The sequence below is a fragment of the Variovorax sp. WS11 genome, from assembly GCF_010499245.1.
Taxonomy (GTDB): domain Bacteria; phylum Pseudomonadota; class Gammaproteobacteria; order Burkholderiales; family Burkholderiaceae_C; genus Variovorax.
In genome coordinates this window covers 435,865-453,467 of sequence record NZ_JAAGOW010000005.1, presented here as the reverse complement: position 1 = coordinate 453,467, position 17,603 = coordinate 435,865, and the positions used below count along the sequence as shown (strand labels likewise).

At 68.0% G+C, this 17,603-nt stretch carries 15 protein-coding genes; 10 read left to right on the top strand and 5 right to left on the bottom strand.

Annotation, left to right across the window (positions count from 1 at the left end):
* Nucleotides 1–22: 22 nt before the first annotated feature.
* The 3 genes from GXN78_RS36645 to GXN78_RS36635 are packed head-to-tail and all read right to left on the bottom strand — an operon-like array spanning nucleotide 23 to nucleotide 3,072.
* Entirely contained in the window at nucleotides 23–988 is a 966-nt protein-coding gene (locus tag GXN78_RS36645) for a tripartite tricarboxylate transporter substrate binding protein (RefSeq protein WP_164256267.1), read from the bottom strand.
* Between the two features lie 7 nt (nucleotides 989–995).
* Nucleotides 996–2,063 carry an enolase C-terminal domain-like protein gene (locus GXN78_RS36640; protein WP_106556251.1) on the bottom strand — a complete coding sequence of 356 codons (1,068 nt, stop codon included), beginning with the start codon at nucleotides 2,061–2,063 and terminating at the stop codon, nucleotides 996–998.
* A 25-nt stretch (nucleotides 2,064–2,088) separates the two neighbouring features.
* Nucleotides 2,089–3,072, bottom strand: a complete 984-nt coding sequence (locus tag GXN78_RS36635; protein WP_106556250.1) for a tripartite tricarboxylate transporter substrate binding protein — start codon at nucleotides 3,070–3,072, stop codon at nucleotides 2,089–2,091.
* A 213-nt stretch (nucleotides 3,073–3,285) separates the two neighbouring features.
* On the opposite strand from GXN78_RS36635, the gene GXN78_RS36630 reads away from it, so the two are divergent.
* Genes GXN78_RS36630 through GXN78_RS36620 form a run of 3 tightly spaced genes read left to right on the top strand, consistent with a single transcriptional unit; the run spans nucleotide 3,286 to nucleotide 5,995 of the window.
* Nucleotides 3,286–4,257 (top strand): tripartite tricarboxylate transporter substrate binding protein, encoded by a 972-nt coding sequence (locus GXN78_RS36630; RefSeq protein WP_106556249.1) that lies wholly within the window; start codon nucleotides 3,286–3,288, stop codon nucleotides 4,255–4,257.
* On the top strand, nucleotides 4,254–5,039 hold the full coding sequence (locus tag GXN78_RS36625; RefSeq protein ID WP_106556248.1) for an alpha/beta hydrolase: 786 nt from the start codon (nucleotides 4,254–4,256) through the stop codon (nucleotides 5,037–5,039). The genes GXN78_RS36630 and GXN78_RS36625 overlap by 4 nt, the downstream gene beginning before the upstream one ends.
* Nucleotides 5,039–5,995 carry a LysR substrate-binding domain-containing protein gene (locus tag GXN78_RS36620; RefSeq protein ID WP_106556247.1) on the top strand — a complete coding sequence of 319 codons (957 nt, stop codon included), beginning with the start codon at nucleotides 5,039–5,041 and terminating at the stop codon, nucleotides 5,993–5,995. The genes GXN78_RS36625 and GXN78_RS36620 overlap by 1 nt, the downstream gene beginning before the upstream one ends.
* 9 nt (nucleotides 5,996–6,004) lie before the next feature.
* On the opposite strand, the gene GXN78_RS36615 is transcribed toward GXN78_RS36620, so the two are convergent.
* Nucleotides 6,005–7,507, bottom strand: coding sequence for a M81 family metallopeptidase (locus GXN78_RS36615; RefSeq protein WP_106556246.1), 1,503 nt, complete (start codon nucleotides 7,505–7,507; stop codon nucleotides 6,005–6,007).
* A 32-nt stretch (nucleotides 7,508–7,539) separates the two neighbouring features.
* Nucleotides 7,540–8,553 carry a tripartite tricarboxylate transporter substrate binding protein gene (locus GXN78_RS36610; protein ID WP_164256265.1) on the bottom strand — a complete coding sequence of 338 codons (1,014 nt, stop codon included), beginning with the start codon at nucleotides 8,551–8,553 and terminating at the stop codon, nucleotides 7,540–7,542.
* A gap of 142 nt (nucleotides 8,554–8,695) precedes the next feature.
* Here GXN78_RS36610 and GXN78_RS36605 point away from each other — a divergent pair, with 142 nt between their 5' ends.
* The 7 genes from GXN78_RS36605 (at nucleotide 8,696) to GXN78_RS36575 (ending at nucleotide 17,586) form a co-directional block, all read left to right on the top strand.
* The gene (locus GXN78_RS36605) at nucleotides 8,696–9,613 is read left to right on the top strand and encodes a LysR substrate-binding domain-containing protein (RefSeq protein ID WP_106556244.1); all 918 of its coding nucleotides are present in this window, start codon (nucleotides 8,696–8,698) and stop codon (nucleotides 9,611–9,613) included.
* A gap of 160 nt (nucleotides 9,614–9,773) precedes the next feature.
* Nucleotides 9,774–10,910 (top strand): saccharopine dehydrogenase C-terminal domain-containing protein, encoded by a 1,137-nt coding sequence (locus GXN78_RS36600; protein WP_106556243.1) that lies wholly within the window; start codon nucleotides 9,774–9,776, stop codon nucleotides 10,908–10,910.
* Nucleotides 10,911–10,996: 86 nt separating this feature from the next.
* The gene (locus GXN78_RS36595; RefSeq protein ID WP_106556242.1) at nucleotides 10,997–12,748 is read left to right on the top strand and encodes a thiamine pyrophosphate-binding protein; all 1,752 of its coding nucleotides are present in this window, start codon (nucleotides 10,997–10,999) and stop codon (nucleotides 12,746–12,748) included.
* 17 nt (nucleotides 12,749–12,765) lie between these two features.
* A complete protein-coding gene (locus GXN78_RS36590) occupies nucleotides 12,766–14,274 on the top strand; it encodes an aldehyde dehydrogenase family protein (RefSeq protein ID WP_106556241.1) in 1,509 nt (502 codons plus the stop codon).
* Between the two features lie 43 nt (nucleotides 14,275–14,317).
* A complete protein-coding gene (locus GXN78_RS36585; RefSeq protein ID WP_106556327.1) occupies nucleotides 14,318–15,574 on the top strand; it encodes an FAD-dependent oxidoreductase in 1,257 nt (418 codons plus the stop codon).
* Between the two features lie 33 nt (nucleotides 15,575–15,607).
* A complete protein-coding gene (locus GXN78_RS36580) occupies nucleotides 15,608–16,438 on the top strand; it encodes a transporter substrate-binding domain-containing protein (protein WP_106556240.1) in 831 nt (276 codons plus the stop codon).
* 32 nt (nucleotides 16,439–16,470) lie between these two features.
* A complete protein-coding gene (locus GXN78_RS36575; RefSeq protein WP_106556239.1) occupies nucleotides 16,471–17,586 on the top strand; it encodes an enolase C-terminal domain-like protein in 1,116 nt (371 codons plus the stop codon).
* Nucleotides 17,587–17,603: the final 17 nt, after the last annotated feature.

Sequence of the window (17,603 nt, the reverse complement as noted above, 5' to 3'; positions counted from 1 at the left end):
GGGTTCCTTTGCTTGTTCAGGTTCAATCGAGCTTGGCGCCGGAGACTTCGATCACTGTCTTCCACTTGGCCGCCTCGCTGCGGATCAGCGCGGCCATTTCGGCCGGCGTGCTGCCCTGGGCAACGACACCGTTGGCGGCGAGCTGCTGCTTGAGTTCCGGCGACTGCAGCACGGCGTTGATGTCCCGGTTCAGACGGTCGATGACCGCCTGCGGCGTCTTCGCCGGCACCGAGATGTAGTTGACCGGCGCCGCATCGAAGGCCTTCAGCTCGTCGGCGATGGGGGGTACGTCGGGAAGCAGGGGCGAGCGCCTGGCAGTGGCCACACCGAGCGCGCGCAAGGCGCCGCTGTCGATGTGCGGCTTGTAGACCGCGATGCTGTCGATCGCCATCTGCACCTGACCCGACAGCAGGTCGCTCAGTGCCGGACCGGTGCCGCGGTAGGGGATGTGGACGATGGACACGCCGGCCGACTGCTTGAACGACTCACCCGCCAGGTGGCTGCTGGCACCCTGGCCGGCGCTGGCGAAATTGACCTTGCCGGGATTGGCCTTGGCGTACGCGATGAACTCCTTGAGCGTGCGCACGGGCAGATCCTTGTTCACCACCAGCACATTGGGAACGATGGCCACTTCCGACACCGGCACCAGGTCACGCACCGCGTCGTAGGGCAGCTTCGCCATCAGGTAGGGGTTGGCCATCTGCGGGCCTGGCGTGGTGTACAGCAGCGTGTAGCCGTCGGCCGGCGCCTTGGCGACCAGGTCGGCGGCCAGCGTGGCGCCGCCGCCCGGCTTGTTGTCGACCACCACCGGCTGCCCGAGCCGCTTGGCGAGCGGGGCCGCCACGGCACGGGCCACGATGTCGGCGCCGCCGCCCGGCGCGAAGGGCACCACCAGGCGCAGCGGCCGGCTCGGATAGTCCTGCGCCGCGGCGCCGACGGCCAACGCGGCCAGCAGGAGGGCAACGCCCCGGCGAATACTTGTCTTCATGTCTTCCTCAATTCTTGTAGCGCACGCCGCAGCCGGGACCTTCCGGCAGCCGCAGCTGTCCGTCGTGCACCGGCAACGGCGTAAAGGGATCGTCCTGCAGGTGCAAGTGCTCCGACAGCTCGCAGGCATGGGGCAAGCGCCGGATCACGCTGGCGGCCTGCAGGCTCATGGCCTGCAGCAGCGCGGGCCCGAAGGCCGCGCCCATGCGGCAGCCGACTTCGCCGGCCTCGCAGATGCGCACGGCTTGCAGGAAGCGGCGGATGCCGCCGAGATTGGTGAGCTTCAGGTTGATCACGTCCACGGCACGCTCCGAAACCAGACGGAACACGTCGCGCACGCTCTGGGCACTTTCGTCGGCCTCGATCGACACCGGCAAGGTGCGCGTCACCAAGGCCAGGCCCGCGACATCGGCGGCCGGCACCGGCTGCTCGATCAGCGCGATGCCGTAGCGCTCCATGCGGCGGAAGGCGGCGATCATCTGCTTGGCGTTGTACGACTGGTTGGGGTCCAGCGTGAGTGCCACTCCCTCGCCGACGGCGGCGCGCACCGCTGCGATGCGCTGCACGTCGAGGTCGGTGTCGCCGGAGAGCTTCAGCTTCAGTTGCCTGTAGCCCTCATCGGCCAGCCGGCCGGCCATGGTGGCCATCTCGTCCGGCGTCTTGATCGGCAGGATGCGCGACAGGGCCACTGCGTCGCGCAGCTTGCCGCCCAGGAGCACGTGCACCGGCACGCCCAGGCGACGCGCCAGCAGATCGTGCAGCGCCATGTCGATCGCGGCCTTCACGGTGGGTTGGTAGGCCAGCGTGGTGTCGATCTCTTCCATCGTGCCGGCGAGGTCGTCCACCGGCCGGCCGACCAGGCTCTGCGCCAGGAAGGCGAGTCCCGCTTCGGCGCCGGCGCCGTGGGTGGAGATGGCTGGAATGGCGTGGCAATACCCCAGGCCCTCATGCCCATCCTGATCGGCCAGGCGCAGCACCCAGCCCTCCAGCCGCGGCACCTGGGCGCGCGCGAACTTCCATTGCGGGTCGGCCAGCGCCTGCGTGCAGGGCTGCAACGTGGCTGTTGTGATCTTCATGGCAAGGCGTCCAGCGGGAAGCGCATCACTCCAGCGTGATCTTGGCCTTGCCGATGATGTCCTTCCACTTGGCGGATTCGGCCTGTATCAGCTGCTGGTACTCGGCGCTGGTGGCGGTGACCGGCAATGCGCCCTGCTGCAGGAACTGCTGCTTCATCTCGGGCGCGTTGACGGCGGCGATGAAGGCTTCGCGCACCCGCGTCGCGATCGCGGCCGGCACGCCCTTGGGCGCGACGATGCCGTAGGTGGTTTCCATCGTGACCTGGGGCAAGCCCTTCTCCGCCGTGGTCGGCACATTGGGCAGCTGGGGCGCGCGGCCGGCGGCGGCCACCGCCAGCGCCTTCAGCGAGCCGTTGTTGATGTGCGCCATTACCGGCATCAGGTCCACCATGGCGACCTGCACTTCGCCACCCAGCAGGCCGGTAATGGCCGGCGCGGCGCCCTTGTACGGCACGTGCAGGATATTGATCTTGGCCTGGTCCTTGAAGATCTCCATGCCGATGTGTGGCGTGGTGCCGGGGCCGGCCGAGCTGTAGCTCAGCTTGTCGGGCTCGGCCTTCGCCTTCTTCACCAGCGTCTCGAGCGAATCGATGCCCGACTTGCTGTTGACCACCAGCACGCTGGGGATCTTCGCCACCAGCGTCAGGTACTGGAGGTCGTCGAGCGCGTAGGGCGCCTTCATCAGGTTGGGCATGCCGGCCAGCGGGCCCGGCGCCACCAGGGCGAAGGTGTAGCCGTCGGCGCTCGCCTTGACGGTCGCATCGACGCCGATGGTGCCGCCCGCGCCGGCGCGGTTGTCCACCACCATCGGCTGGCCCAGGGTGGCGCCCACCTTCACCGCCAGGAGCCGCGCAATGGCATCGGTCGGACCGCCTGCGGCGTAGGGCACGATGAGCTTGAGCGGCTTGGCGGGCCACGCCTGGGCCTGCGCGGCGCTGCCGGCGGCGAGGAGGCCGCCCATGAACGTCAGGGCGAGCGTGGCGGAAAAAAGTCGGCGGGTGGGGGCCATGGTGTTGTCTCCTGGGATGCGGTGGGTTCGGCGTTCGGCCGGATGCGGCGATGGCGCAGTCTAGGAGCGACAGCCCATGCCAGCCATGCACCATTCGCGCAAGGCTGCTATGCAGGCCGGCCTGACCCATCCTGCATAGCAGCCTTGTCCGTGCCTGCATGGGCGCACGCCGAACAGAGGGCTAGAGTCGCCGTGAATCCAGGAGACAAGACCATGCACAGCCCGACTCGCCGCCGCATCCTGCTGGCCGCCGCCCTTGCGGCCGCGCCGCTGGCCGCGTGGGCCGCCTTCCCCGAGCGCCCGTTGCGGCTGGTCGTGCCGTTCCCGGCCGGTGGCGCCGCGGACTTGATGGCGCGCGGCTTGGCGCAGCACCTGGGCGAGCAACTCGGGCAGCAGGTGGTGATCGACAACCGCGGCGGTGCCGGCGGCACGGTGGCCTGCGAGATCGTGGCGCGCGCCCCGGCGGATGGCTACACGCTGCTGTTCGGCACCATGGGCACGCAGGCCATCAATCCGGCGCTGTATTCGAAGCTGCGCTACCACCCGCTGAAGGACTTCGCGCCGATCGCGCTGACGCACATCACGCCGCGCGTCCTGGTCGTGAGCCCGTCGGTGAAGGCCCGCACGGTCGCCGAACTGATCGCGCTGGCGCGAGCCAAGGCCGGCCAACTCACCTACGGCTCGGCCGGCAACGGCAGCTCCAGCCACCTTTCGGGTGCGCTGTTCGAAAGCCTTGCCGGCGTCGACCTGGTGCACGTGCCGTACAAGGGCAGCGCGCCGCTGCTCACCGACCTGCTGGCGGGTCGCGTCGATGCGACCTTCGACTCGTTCACGGTCTACGAAGAGCACATCAAGTCGGGCCGGGTGCGCGCGCTGGCGGTGACTTCGCGCACGCGGATGGCCGCGCTGGCGCAGGTGCCGACGCTGGCGGAGGCGGGCTTGCCCGACTACGAGGTGTCCAACTGGCTGGGCGTGCTCGCGCCGGCCGGCACGCCGAAGGAGGTCGTGACCGCCTTGCATGCGGCCGTGATCCGCGCCATGTCGGACGCCGGCATGAAGCGGCAGCTCACCGCGCTCGGCATCGAGCCCGCGGCGTCCACGCCGGACGAGTTCTCCGCCCTGATCCGCAGCGAGATCCCCAAGTGGGCCCGGCTCGTCAAGGCATCCGGCGCGATGGTGGAATGAGCCGGCGGCGCGAACTGCTGCAGCTCGGGCCGGCGCGCATCGAGGTGGTCGTCGAGGGCACCGGCCCGGCCATCGTGCTGCTGCCGTCCTCGTTGAGGGATTCGGAGGACTTCGACCTGCTCGCCGAACTGCTGGCGTCCGAAGGCTTCCGCGTGCTGCGGCCGCAACCGCGCGGCATGGGCCGCAGCAGTGCGCCACCCGCGGGCATGACGCTCGAGACGCTGGCAGCCGACGTCGCCGGCGTGATCGCGCAGCTCCACGCCGCCCCGGCGGTCGTGGTGGGCCATGCCTACGGCCACTGGGTGGCGCGGCTCACCGACCTGCGCCATCCCGCGTGCGTGCGCGGTGTGGTGGTGCTGGGGGCCGCCGCGCGCGAGTTCCCTGCCGGCATGGCGCAGGCGCTGGCCATTGCGTCCGATCCTGCGCGCGAGGAGCAGGAGCGCCTCGACGCCCTGCGGCTTTGCATGTTCGCGCCGGGCAACGACCCGCGGCCCTGGCTGCAGGGGTGGTATCCGCAATGGCGGGCAGCCTACCGCGAGGCCGGGCAGCATCCACCGAAGGACGAATGGTTCGGCCGCAGCCATGCACCGGTGCTGGACCTGCAGGGCGCACAGGATGCCTGGCGCCCGCCGGCCACGCGCGCAGAACTGGCGGACGCACTGGGCGCCAAGGTCACGGTACAGGTGATCGCCGGCGCCGGTCATGCGCTGGTGCCGGAGCAGCCGCAGGCGGTCGCAGCCGCCATCGCCGAATGGGTGCGGCGGCTCGATAATCCGGCCTGATGCACAAGCCCAAGGCCACCGACTTCGCACTGGACATCGCGGCCGATCTCCAGAAGTGGCGTTCGTTCGTCGCCATCGGGGAGCTGGGGAGCCTCACGCGGGCCGCGCTGTTCCTCGACAGCAACCAATCCTTCCTGAGCCGCCAGGTCAATGCGCTGGAGCGCGAATGCGGATCGCGGCTGTTCAACCGTACCGGCCGCGGCGTGGAGTTGTCGGAGACCGGGCTGCGCCTGTTCCCGCAGGTGAAGGAGCTGCTGGAGCGTGCGCAGGCACTGGAGCACGGCATCCGCGCCGACCTGCGCGAACCGGTGGGCACCGTCACCCTGGGCAGCCTGCCTTCGATCGGCACCATCCTGATCGGCCGGCTGTTCGCCGAGGTGCGCGCCCGCCACGCCGGCGTCGGCCTCAAGGTGCTGGAGGGCTCCAGCGGCCAGGTCGAGGAATGGCTGACCGATGCCCGCGTCGACATCGCCATCCTGTACCGCTACGGCCCCACCCTGCCCGAGCAGGAGCAAGCCCTGGCCACGGTCGACAGCTATCTCATCGGCCCGGCCGGCGACCGCCTGACCGCGGCCGGTTCGGTGCCCTTCGCCAGCCTGAACGGACTGCCCTTCATCCTGCCCGGCGCGCCCAACGGACTGCGCACCGCGCTCGACGCGGGCGCGCGGCTGGCGCGCATCGCGCTGGCGCCGGTGATCGAGGCCGACTCGTTGCCGCTGCAGAAGCAGCTGACCGCGCAGGAGCGGCTGTACACGGTGCTGCCGCTGCATGCCGTCTGGCAGGAAGTGCAGGAGGGCAAGCTGCAGGCGGCGCGCATCGTGGAGCCGCCGTTCCAGCGCACCGTGGCGATGGCCTTCGCCAAGGCCAAGGGGCCATCGCGCGCCATCACCGCCGTGGCGGGCCACCTGGTGCGCATCGTCGGCGAGATGGCGCAGCAGGGCATGTGGCGTTCGTGACGCTGACGCTCAGTTGCTACCGCGCTGGCGTGAAAACGCAGCGCCGTTCGGCTTCATCCGCATGCCCGGTCGCAGACGCTTCCACGGCAGCTCCGCAGGATCGGCGATGAACGGTCCCGGCGCGCGCACCACGAGAATCTCCTCGGCGATGGCGGCGAAATCGGCCCGGAAGTGAACGGAGCTCTTGTTCACGAGGATCTTCATCTTCTCGGGATCGATGCCGACCGTGCGGTACATGTTCCTGTCGAGGAGCTGCGCCTTGGCTGAACTCACCGCAATGCGCACACCGTCGATCCGCAGGCGCGCCATCAGCCCGAGGTCGGCTTGCTTGCCATTCATCATCGGCCCGCCGTAGACGAACCTGCCGTCGGAAAGCGCTTCGACTTCATAGCTCGCGCGCAGCGGCTCGTCGCCTGCGACCTGGGGGCATCCGCCGAGCGCGATGTCGATTCGGCCGCCCACGCCCGCTTCGTGCGCCGCCGCGGCGGCGGCCGGGTCGCAGATCAGGCCGATGGCTGCGTCCCTCGCGCCATGCCTGAGCAGCGCCCGCAGCATGCCCATGGAGTTGGAGTCGCCGCCGACGCCGGGGTTGTCCTGGGTGTCCGCGATGATCACCGGGCGGCCCGCCGCCTCCGACACGCGCATGGCCCGTTGCACCGCCGCGTCGGGCTCGTCGAATTGCACCGCCCATTGGTCTTCGGGGTGGCAGACGCGTTCGAACAGGGTGTCGATGGCTCGTTCGACCCCGGCCTTGTCGAAGCCATAGCCCCAGACGACAGGTCCGCATTCGGCGAAGTCTGCCGCAGGGAAGCCCGGGGCAAAGGAGAGCGAGAGCACTTGCGGCTCCAGCTCCTCCAGCAGGTCGTACACGCCACGCGCGGGCTGCATCATGGTGGACATGCTGTTCACCGGAATGAGGAAAGGAACGCGCCGCACCACGAGGTGCGCCGGCTGGTCCGTGCGCGTCAGCGCCATCAGGAGCTCGCCGGCCCTGCGGCCCGTGTCGGCCATGTCGACGTGCGGATAGGTGCGATAGGCGACCACGCCATTCGCCAGGGACAGGATCTGCTCGGTGACGTTCGCATGGGAATCGAGCGAGACCACGATCTTCATCGCCGGCCCCACGACCGCGCGGATGCGCGCCAGCAGTTCGCCTTCGCCATCGTCGAGATGCTGCGCGACCATGGCACCGTGCAGGTCCAGGTAGATGGCATCGAAGGACGCCGTTCTCGCGGCCTGGACGATCTCGCCGGCGATGCGTTCGTAGGCGTCGGTCGTGACGTGGGCCGAGGCGCCCGCGCCGGCCCAGATGACGGGCGTAACGCTCTGACCCTGCGCGCGCACGAAGTTGATGAAGCCGCTCGCGGGCAGGTTGACGTTCAGCAAGCTCAGGACGTCTTCGCCGCGCGCAAGCCCGGGGAAGTCTTCGCCGCGAACGAAGCTTTCATACGTGGCCAGGGTCGGAGCGAAGGTGTTGGTCTCATGCTGGAAACCGGCGACGAGGATGTTCATGGGTGGCATTCTTCAAAAAGTGCGGTGGCGCGTCACTGGGCTGTCAACTGGATGGAGCGCGCCATCTTCTTGAACTTCTCCGTCTCGTCGGCATAGAACTTCGCGGAGGTCGCGAGGGACTGCGGCTTCATCGGCTGGACGCCGGACTGCGCGAGCGCCTTCGCCATCTCGGTCGACTGAATGGCCTGCTGCGAGGCCTCCAGCAGCACACGCAAGCGATCGTCCGGAATGCCGCTCTTCGCCATGACGGCCAGCCAGATCGAGTACACGAGCTCGCTCTTCTGCGCGATGCCGCTTTCGGAGACCGCCGGCACATCCGGCAGCGTCGGCATGCGCCGGCTGTCGAGAACGTTGAGCGCCTTGATCTTGCGGCTCTCGAGCATCTGGATCGAGGCGCCGAGGTTCGGCAGGATGGTCATGTCGACCTGCTGGCCGACGAGGTCCTGCATCATCGGCGTGGCGCCCTTGTAGGGCACGTGAAGCAGCTTGGCGCCGGTGACCTGCGCCAGGTATTCGGAAACGATGTGGTACATCGACCCGTGGCCCGGGCTGCCGAAGCTCAGGCTCTGGCTGCCGGGCTTCCTGCCCGCCGCAATGATTTCCTCGAGGGAGGTGAAGGGCAGATCGTTCCGGGCCATCACCACCAGCGGATGGTTGGAGATCGGCGCCAGCAGCGCGAGCTCTTCCGGCTTGTACTTCGCCGAGGCGTTGGACAGCGGCGCGAGGATCGCCTCGTTGGGCGAACCCATGATCAGGGTGTAGCCGTCGGCCGGCCGGCTCAGGAGCCGCTGCACCGCGACCGCGCCGCCGGCGCCGGGCAGGTTCTCGATGATGAAGGGCTGGCCCAGCAGCTTCGTCATCGCCGGCTGCATGGCGCGCGCCAGCACGTCGGCAGGACCGCCCGGCGGAAAGGCGACCAGCATCGTGACCGGCTTGGATGGGAATGCCTCCGCAGCGGCGGCCGGCGCGCCGGTGATTGCGCCGAGCAATGCGGCGGTCATCGCAAGCACGCGGGCGATGGGATTTCTGGAGATGTGTCTCGGCATGGCGTCCTCTTTCTTTCGAACAGCGTCTTTCGTGGGTAGGGCGTTGGGCGAAGCGGATTGTTTGGCGTAGCATGCGTTCGAGCAACAGCAATTTGTTGGGGACTTCGTTGCTCGATGAGCAACACTTCCTCGGACTGAAACCATGCGTGAGATCAACCAGAAGCGGCTGAAGTACTTCCATGAGGTGTTCGTCCACGGCTCCATCCGCGGCGCTGCGGATGCGCTCAACACGGCGCCTTCGGTCATCACGCGCCAGGTCGCATTGCTCGAGGAAGAGCTGGGGCTGACGCTGTTCGAAAGGCAGGCGCGCGGCGTCGCGCCCACCGATGCTGCGCTCCACCTGCTCGACTACTGGAGGGGCTGCCAGGCGCATCGGGAACAACTGGCCGAGCGGCTGAGCGCTGTCGAGTCGATGGATGCGGGAGGCGTGCGCATCGTCGTGAGCGAGGGCTTCATCGACGGCCTGCTGGAGGAGATCGTGGCGCCGTTCTGCAATGCGCATCCGAAGCTCTCGGTGGTGCTCGACGCGCTGCCCGTGAGCGAGTTGCTCGCCGCAATTGCGGACGATTCGGCGAACATCGGCCTCGCGTACAACCCGCAGTCCGATCCGCAGCTGCATGTCGTCGCCAGTGCCGCGGCACCGGCGAAGCTCCTGGTTCGGGCGGGGCATCCGCTGACGAAGATCGCCGGGCCCCTTCAAGTGCGGCAGATCCTGGCCTTTCCCTTGGGCCTCATGCCGCCGGGCTACGGCGTCGGAAGGCTGGTGGAACTGCTCGAGTATGCGGAGCATGTGAAGCTGCACCCCACGTTCCGCAGCAATTCGGTGGTGGGCCTCAAGCGCTTCGTGCGGTCCACGGACGGTGTGACCTTCATCGGCGCCGGCCTGGCCGCCTCCCCGGAGGTCGAGGCCGGCCATCTCGTGGCACTGGACCTCGCCCATCCGCTTTGCAGGAAGGCGAAAGTGAGGCTGGTCGTGCGCCAGGGGCGGCCGCTGTCCGTGGCTGCCGGCCGGCTCGTGGAGGAGATCCGGCAGAACTTCTCGGTGTTCAAGCGCCGGTGAGCGCCGACCGCGGTTTCGCGGCTCGGCCAACAGGCTGACGAAGCCAGCCGTCATTTCGTCGAAGGCACTCACTCTTTCGACGATCTGCTCTCTACCATCCGTCGCGCCTCACTCCTACATTTCTTTCAAGGGGCAAGCCTTGCCCGACTGGAGAAAGAAAATGTCCAAGCTTCAATTCAAGAATGTCCTGGTCCTGGGCGCCGGCAAGGTCGGCAGCACCGTGGCGGACATGATCGCGGAGTACCACCGCATTCCCGTCACCCTGGCGGACCTGAAGCCGGGCCGCAGCGTCGAGAGCGATCGCCTTGTGCGCCGGATCGAACTGAACGTCGAGAGCGACGCCGAACTGGGCGCCGCGCTCTCGGCGCATGCGGTGGTGATCAATGCGCTGCCGTTCTACCTGGCACGCCGCGTGGCCACCGAGGCCGCCAGGCGGGGCGTGCACTACTTCGACCTGACCGAGGACGTGGCCGCCACGCGTGCGATCCGGGAGCTCTCCGCCACCGCGACTTCGGTCCTGATGCCCCAAAGCGGCCTGGCCCCGGGCGTGATCGGCATGCTCGGCGGCCATCTCGCGGGGCGCTTCGACGAGCTCTACGACCTGCGCCTGCGCGTCGGCGCCTTGACCCGCAACGCGACCAACAGCCTGCGCTACAACTTCACCTGGAGCATCGACGGCGTCATCAACGAGTACTGCAACGCGTGCGATGCGATCGTCAACGGACAGCTGGTGTCCGTCCAGCCGCTCGAAGGGCACGAGACCTTCACGCTGGATGCCGAGGCCTTCGAGGCCTTCAACACCTCCGGCGGACTGGGAACGCTCTGCGAGACGCTGAAGGGCAAGGTGCGCAACCTCGACTACAAGACGATCCGCTATCCGGGCCACCGCGATGCCATGGACTTCCTGCTGCATGACCTGCGACTGATCGAGCGCCGCGATCTTCTCCGCCAGGTGCTCGAGCATGCGGTGCCGCACAGCCGCGAAGACGTGGTGATCCTGTTCGCCGCCGCCTCGGGCCTGCGGGAGGGCCGCTTCGAGCAGGAGACCCGCGTGGGCCGCGTCTTCGGTGCCCCGCTGCGCGGCCAGCAGCGCACCGCGATCGAGCTGACCACCGCGGCCGGCGTGGTGGGCGTGCTCGAGCTGCTGCAGGAAGGCAAGCTGCCGCAAGCCGGCTTCGTCGGGCAGGAGCAGGTGCCGCTCGAGCAGTTCCTGGCCACCAAGGTCGGCCACTACTACACCAGCCTCGGCGTCGCACCCGCGGCGCAAGAGCACACCGGCGAACCCGCGCACGCTTGATCGATTCCGCCAGCCGGCGCCGGCAGTCCGCCGGCGGCCTGCCTTTTTCCTTTTTCTTTCATCCATCCAAACCTGGAGTCCTACATATGCGTGGCGCAGACGTGCTCGTTCAAATGCTGATCAACTATGGTGTCGACGTCCTGTTCGGCGTGCCCGGCGACACCAACGTCCCCTTCTACGAAGCGCTGCAGCAACGCAAGGGCGAGATCGAACACGTGATGGCGAGGGACGAGCGCTCGGCCGGCTTCATGGCCGACGCCTATGCGCGGCTGACCGACAAGCCCGGCATCTTCGAATGCCCCTCGGGCGCGGGCGCCATGTATTCGCTGCCGCCGGTGGCGGAATCCAACGCCTCCTCGGTGCCCGTCATCCTGCTGACCATCGACCTGCCGCTGCCCGGCGAGGGCCGCGGGATGATCACCGAGCTCGATTGCGCCAGGCTCTTCGAGCCGGTGACCAAGATGTCGGTGCAGATCAAGTCGGCGGAGAAGCTGCCGGAGATCATCCGCCGCGCCTTCCGCGTGGCCTGCTCGGGCACGCCGGGCGCCGTGCACCTGCAGATCCCCGAGGACATGCTGCTCGCCGAGGTCGACCCGTCGAGGATCTCCCTGCATGCCGAGGAGGAGTGCAAGACCTTCCCGGCCTTCCCGATGGCGCCCGCGCCCGGCAAGCTCGACGAACTGTTCCGCCTGCTGGCCGCGGCGCGCAAGCCGCTCTTCGTCGCGGGCGGCGGCGTGAACCGTTCCTGCGCGGGCAGCGCGCTCACCGAGGTGGCCGCGCGGCTGAACGTCCCGGTGGTCAACACCATCACCGGGCAGGGCGCGCTGCCGGACGACCATCCGCTGGCGATCGGCGTGATCGGCGACAACGGCTTCCATCCGCATGCCAACCGCGCGCTCGAGGACTCCGACCTCACGATCTTCGTCGGCTCGCGCATGGGCTCGGTGGTGACGGTGGGCTGGACCTTCCCGAAGGCCAGCCTCAACAAGCGCGTGGTCCAGATCGACATCAACCCCGAACGGCTGGCCAACAACTACGAGAACCTGCTGTCGATCGCGGGGGATGCCCAGCTCGTGCTGCAGCAGATGCTGGCGCAGACGCCGGTGGACTTCGATGCCTCGAAGCACCAGCCCTGGGTCGACACGCTCAACGAATACCGGGCCAACTTCTGGGCGCATGCCGAGTCGGTGCTCGCGCTGGACAGCGTGCCGCTGCGGCCGGAACGCGTGGTCCGCGAGTTCAGCCGGCGCCTTGAGAAGTACGGCAAGACCGTCCATATCCTCTCGGACGCCGGCACGCCCACGCCCTACATGACGCGCTTCCTGCGCATCGGCGACCGCCGCACCCGCTTCGTGATTCCGCGCGCCTTCGGCGGCCTGGGGTCCGCGATTCCCGCGGTGGTGGGTGCCTGGTATGCCGACAAGAATCGCCGTCCCATCGGCATGTTCGGCGATGGCTCCTTCAACATGACGGTGGGCGAGCTGGAGACGCTGGTGCGCAAGCGCGTCCCCGCGCTGCTGATGCTGTTCAACAACGGCTGCTTCGGCTGGATCAAGGGCCTGCACCGCCTCAAGGGCCATGACGAATGCTTCGGCGTCGACTTCCTGCCGCCGCGCGGCCAGGCGATCGCCGAGGCCTTCGACATCAAGGCCTGGACGGTCGAGACGCCCGAGCAGCTGATCGAGGCGCTCGACGAGGCCTTCGCCTACGACGGTCCCTGCCTGATGGACATCCGCGTGGAGTCCCTGGCGGATCGCGTCCCGCCGGTCTATTCGTGGCTCAGCAAGAAGGGCCTGGACCCGCTGGCACTGGCGCCGGAAGACGTGGCTTATCTCTGAACACCGAAGGAAAGAACATGAGCGAAGAACTGCTGTCCTGCTTCAAGCGCTGCGGCATCGAGCCCGCCGAGGTCCAAGGGGGCTCTCTGGTGGTGCGCTCGCCGATCGATGGCGCCGAGCTCGCCCGGCTGCACGAGACGCCGGCCTCCGCGATGAACGAGATCGTCGCCCGGTCGAAGGCCGCCTTTCTCCAATGGCGCGTGGTCCCCGCGCCGGTGCGCGGCGAGTTGGTCCGGCTGTGGGGCGAGGAGCTGCGCAGTGCGAAGCGCGACATCGGCCACGTCGTCTCGGTGGAAGCCGGCAAGATCGTGGAGGAGGGCCTGGGCGAGGTCCAGGAAGGCGTGGACATCTGCGAGTTCGCGATGGGGCAGTCGCGCCAGCTGTGCGGCAAGACCATCGTCTCCGAGCGGCCGGGCCACCGCATCATGGAGCAATACCATCCGCTGGGGCCGGTGGCGGTGATCACGGCCTTCAATTTCCCGAGCGCCGTCTTTGCGTGGAACGCGGCGCTGGCGCTGGTGTGCGGCGATCCGGTCATCTTCAAGCCTTCCGAGAAGGCGCCACTCTCGGGCCTCGCCACCTTCAAGGCGCTGGAGCGCGCCATCGCCCGCTTCGGCGACCGGGCGCCGCAAGGCCTGGCCCAGATCGTCATCGGCAAGGCGCCGCTGGCCGAGGCGCTCGTGGAGAGCCCGCTGATTCCGCTGGTGTCGGCCACCGGCTCCACCCGCATGGGTCGCGCCGTGGGTCCGAAGGTGGCCAGCCGCTTCGGCAAGCGCATCCTCGAGCTCGGCGGCAACAACGGGATGATCGTGACGCCGGCCGCCGACCTCGACATGGCCTTGCGCGCAATCCTGTTCGGCGCGGTCGGCACGGCGGGCCAGCGCTGCACCTCGCTGCGCCGGCTCATCGTGCATCGCTCGGTCAAGGAGGCGCTGCTGCAGAAGCTGGTGAAGGCCTATGTGGGCCTGCGCATCGGCGATCCGCGGGTGCCGGGAACGCTGGTCGGGCCCTTGATCGACGAGGCAGCCTACGTCGCCATGCAGAAGGCCATCGCCGAAGCCAGGGCGCAGGGCGGCCGGGTGCTGACCGGCGGCGAGCGGGTGCTCGAGGAGGAGTTCCCGAAGGGCTTCTATGTGCAGCCTGCGATCGTCGACATGCCGCAGCAGAGCGCCATCGTGCGCCAGGAGACTTTCGCGCCGCTGCTGTATGTGCTGACCTACGACGACTTCGAGCAGGCCATCGACGTGCACAATGATGTGCCGCAGGGCCTTTCCTCCTGCATCTTCTCCAACGACATGCGCGAGGTCGAGACCTTCATTTCCGCCGCGGGCTCGGACTGCGGGATGGCCAACGTCAACATCGGGCCGAACGGCGCCGAAATCGGCGGTGCGTTCGGCGGCGAGAAGGAAACCGGCGGCGACCGCGAGAGCGGCTCGGATGCCTGGAAGCAATACATGCGCAGAACCACCAACACGATCAACTTCTCCACCGAGCTGCCCCTGGCCCAGGGCATCACCTTCGTCTGATGGGCACGCGCGAACAGGCTTGGCCGACCGGCTCGATCGCCCGATGACGAAGACGGTGGTGGTCCTGGGCGCCGGCATCGTCGGTGTCTCGTGTGCGCTGGAGCTGCAGCGCCGCGGCTGGGCGGTGACGCTGCTCGACAAGGGCGCACCGGGGCGCGAGGCTTCCTACGGCAATGCGGGCGTGATGGCGCGCAGCTCGCTGGTGCCCTTCAACAACCCGGGGCTGTGGTCCTCGCTGCCGAGGCTGCTGAAGAACACGAGCGTGCAGTTCCGGTACGACCCTGTCTTCCTGGCGCGCAATCTTTCCTGGGCCATCGCGTTCCTCTACCGCGCGCGCAAGCGCTTCTACGACGAGACTACGGCCGCGCTCGACGCGCTGATCAGGCTGTCGTTCGACGAGCACCGCCGATGGCTGGCGGAGGCTGGCATCGCGCATCGCTTGCGGACCAACGGCTGGCTGTTCCTCTATCGCAGCGAGACGGCCTTCGACGGGAGCCGGCGTTCGCGCGAGACCTTCGATCGCTTCGGTGTCGCGACGCAGGCGCTCGATCCCCGCGAGCTGTCGGACCTGGAGCCCGACCTGAAGCCCGTCTTTCCGCGCGCGCTGTGGATCAAGGACACGGCCTCGGTCGACAGCCCGGGGCGCGTGGTCGAGGCCTATGCAAAGCTCTTCGCTTCGCGTGGCGGTCGGATCGAGGTGGCGGCCGTCTCCGGACTGCAGCGAGCCGGCGCCGGCGGCGCGTGGCGGATCGCATCGGCGGATGGCATCACGCGCGAAGCCGACCATGTGGTGGTCGCCCTCGGCCCGTGGAGCAAGGAGTTCCTCGGCGATGCGCTCGGCGTGCCGGTGCCCATGGCCTTCGAACGCGGCTATCACATGCACTATCGCGCCGCCGATGGCGCCAGGCTCGGGCGCCCCATCTACGACACCGGCGGCGGCTATGTGCTGTCGCCGATGGAAGAGGGGCTTCGCCTTTCCACCGGGGTCCAGCTCGCGGCCCGCGACGCGCCGAAGAACCTCGCGCAGCTGGACCTGGCCGAAGCAGCGGCCAGGCAGGCCTTCCCGCTGGAGGGCCGCCTGGAGACGGACCCCTGGCTCGGCAGCCGGCCCACCCTGCCCGACAGCCGGCCCATGATCGGCGAGTGCCCGGGCCGGCCGGGGCTGTGGCTCGCCTGCGGTCATCAGCACATCGGCTTCAGCACCGGGCCCGGGACCGCCACACTGCTGGGCGCCATGATGTCGGGCGAGGCGGCCGCCATCGATCCAGTGCCTTTTCGACCCGCTCGATTTCTCGGTTGACGACTCCACCACGCAACGAAAGGACCCCTGACCATGCAACGACGCAATTTTCTGAGCGGATCGCTCGCCGCCGCCACGGCTGCGCTTCATCCAGTGGCTTTCGCCCAAGGCGGCGAATCGACGTGGGAGCGGGTGACGCGCACCAAGATCATTCGGGTAGGCGCGGTCGACGGCGGCCTGCCTTACTACAAGAAGGACCTCGTCAGTGGCGAATGGCTGGGCTGCATGGCCGACTACTACCGCGAGCTGGCCAAGAGCCTCGGCGCGAAGCTCGAGATCACGCCCACGAGCTGGGGCAATTCGGTGCTGGAGCTTCAATCCCAGAAGATCGATGTCTTCTTCGGCCTGAACCCGACGCCGGCGCGGCTTCAGGTCATTGACTTCACCGATCCCTTGTTGCGCATCGCGTTCACGGCGGTCTGCAAGAAGGGGTTCAGTCCGAAGACCTGGGCCGATCTCAACAAGCCGTCGGTCCGCGTGGCCGTCGACAAGGGGTCTTCGCACGACGTCGTCGCGACGCGGCTGCTCGGCGAGGCGCAGCTGATCCGGCTGGACAGCGCCGTCGACGCAACGCTCTCGGTCCAGACGGGGCGTGCCGATGCGCAGATCCTGGTCCTTCCCCTGGCGTTGGCGGTCACCAGCAAGAACCCCGGCGTGGGCCAGGTCGTCATTCTGACGCCCGAGGAGACCGCGACCTCCAACGGCGGCGTGCGCAAGGAGTCCGATCCGCGATGGCTCCAGCACATCAACCAATGGCTGAAGGCCGAACGCGCCAGCGGGAACATGCGTCGCATCTTCATCGAGAACCTCAAGAAAGTCGGCGATGTCGGCGAGGACAAGATTCCTCCGCAGCTCCAGATCTGAAGTCCTTTCCTCATCTCTAGACGGTCACAACCATGAAGATTGAAAAGATCGAACTGAACTTGCTGGAGTCCCCGATCAAGATGAAGCGCTCGCAGGGCGTGGGGACGATTCAGGCTTCCATCAAACGCGTGGTGCTGCGCATTCGTACCGACCAGGGGATCGACGGCGTGGGCGAGGCCCAGGCCTGGGAAGTGTTCTCGGGCACCAACGAGAACGTGTTCCATGCGATCGACGTTTTCCTGCGCCCGGTGTTGATCGGAAGGGACCCGAGAGACATTCCCGCACGAATGCAGGAATGCGACCGCGCGCTCGTGGCCAACCCCGAGGCCAAGGCGGCGGTCGAAATGGCCTTGTTCGACATCTGCGGCAAGCTGGCCCAGGTGCCGCTCCACGTGCTGATCGGCGGCAAGTTCCGCGACACGATCCCCTTCTCGTTCTCGATCGCGAATCCCGATATCCACGCCGACATCGAACTGGCGAAGCAGATGCTGGCCGAGGGCCACCGGATCTTCAAGGTCAAGACGGGATTTGCAGCGCCGGCCGAGGACCTGAAGCGACTGTCCTTGTTGCGCGAGCATCTCGGCGACGCCTTCGACCTGCGGATCGACTACAACCAGGGGCTGCTGCCGTACGAGGCCTTGCGTCAACTGCGCCAGGTCGAGCCATTCAATCCCACCTTCATCGAGCAGCCTGTGCCGCGCGATGCGATCGCGACCATGGCGCAACTCGCCGCCGCACTCGACACGCCGATCATGGCGGACGAAAGCGTGTTCTCGCCCGCCGAGGCGCTGAGGACGGTGCAGGAACGTGCGGCCGACATCATCAGCATCAAGCTCATGAAAAGCGGCGGCATCCTGAAGGCGATGAAGGTCAACGCCATCGCTGAAACGGCCGGCCTGCCGTGCTACGGAGGCACGCTCTGGGAAGGCGGCATTGCCTTGGCCGCTGCGTCGCACTTCATTGCGGCGAGCCCCAACGTCTCGCTGGGATGCGAGTTCTACATGCCGAAGTACGTGTTTCTCGAAGACGTGCTTGCGCAGATGACGCCCGTGGCTGCGGGCCATGTGCATGTGCCGACCGGCCCCGGCATCGGCGTCGAAGTGGATTGGAAGATCGTCGAGAAGCAGCGAATCGCCTTCGCCGGCTAGGGGGAAGGCACCGCAAG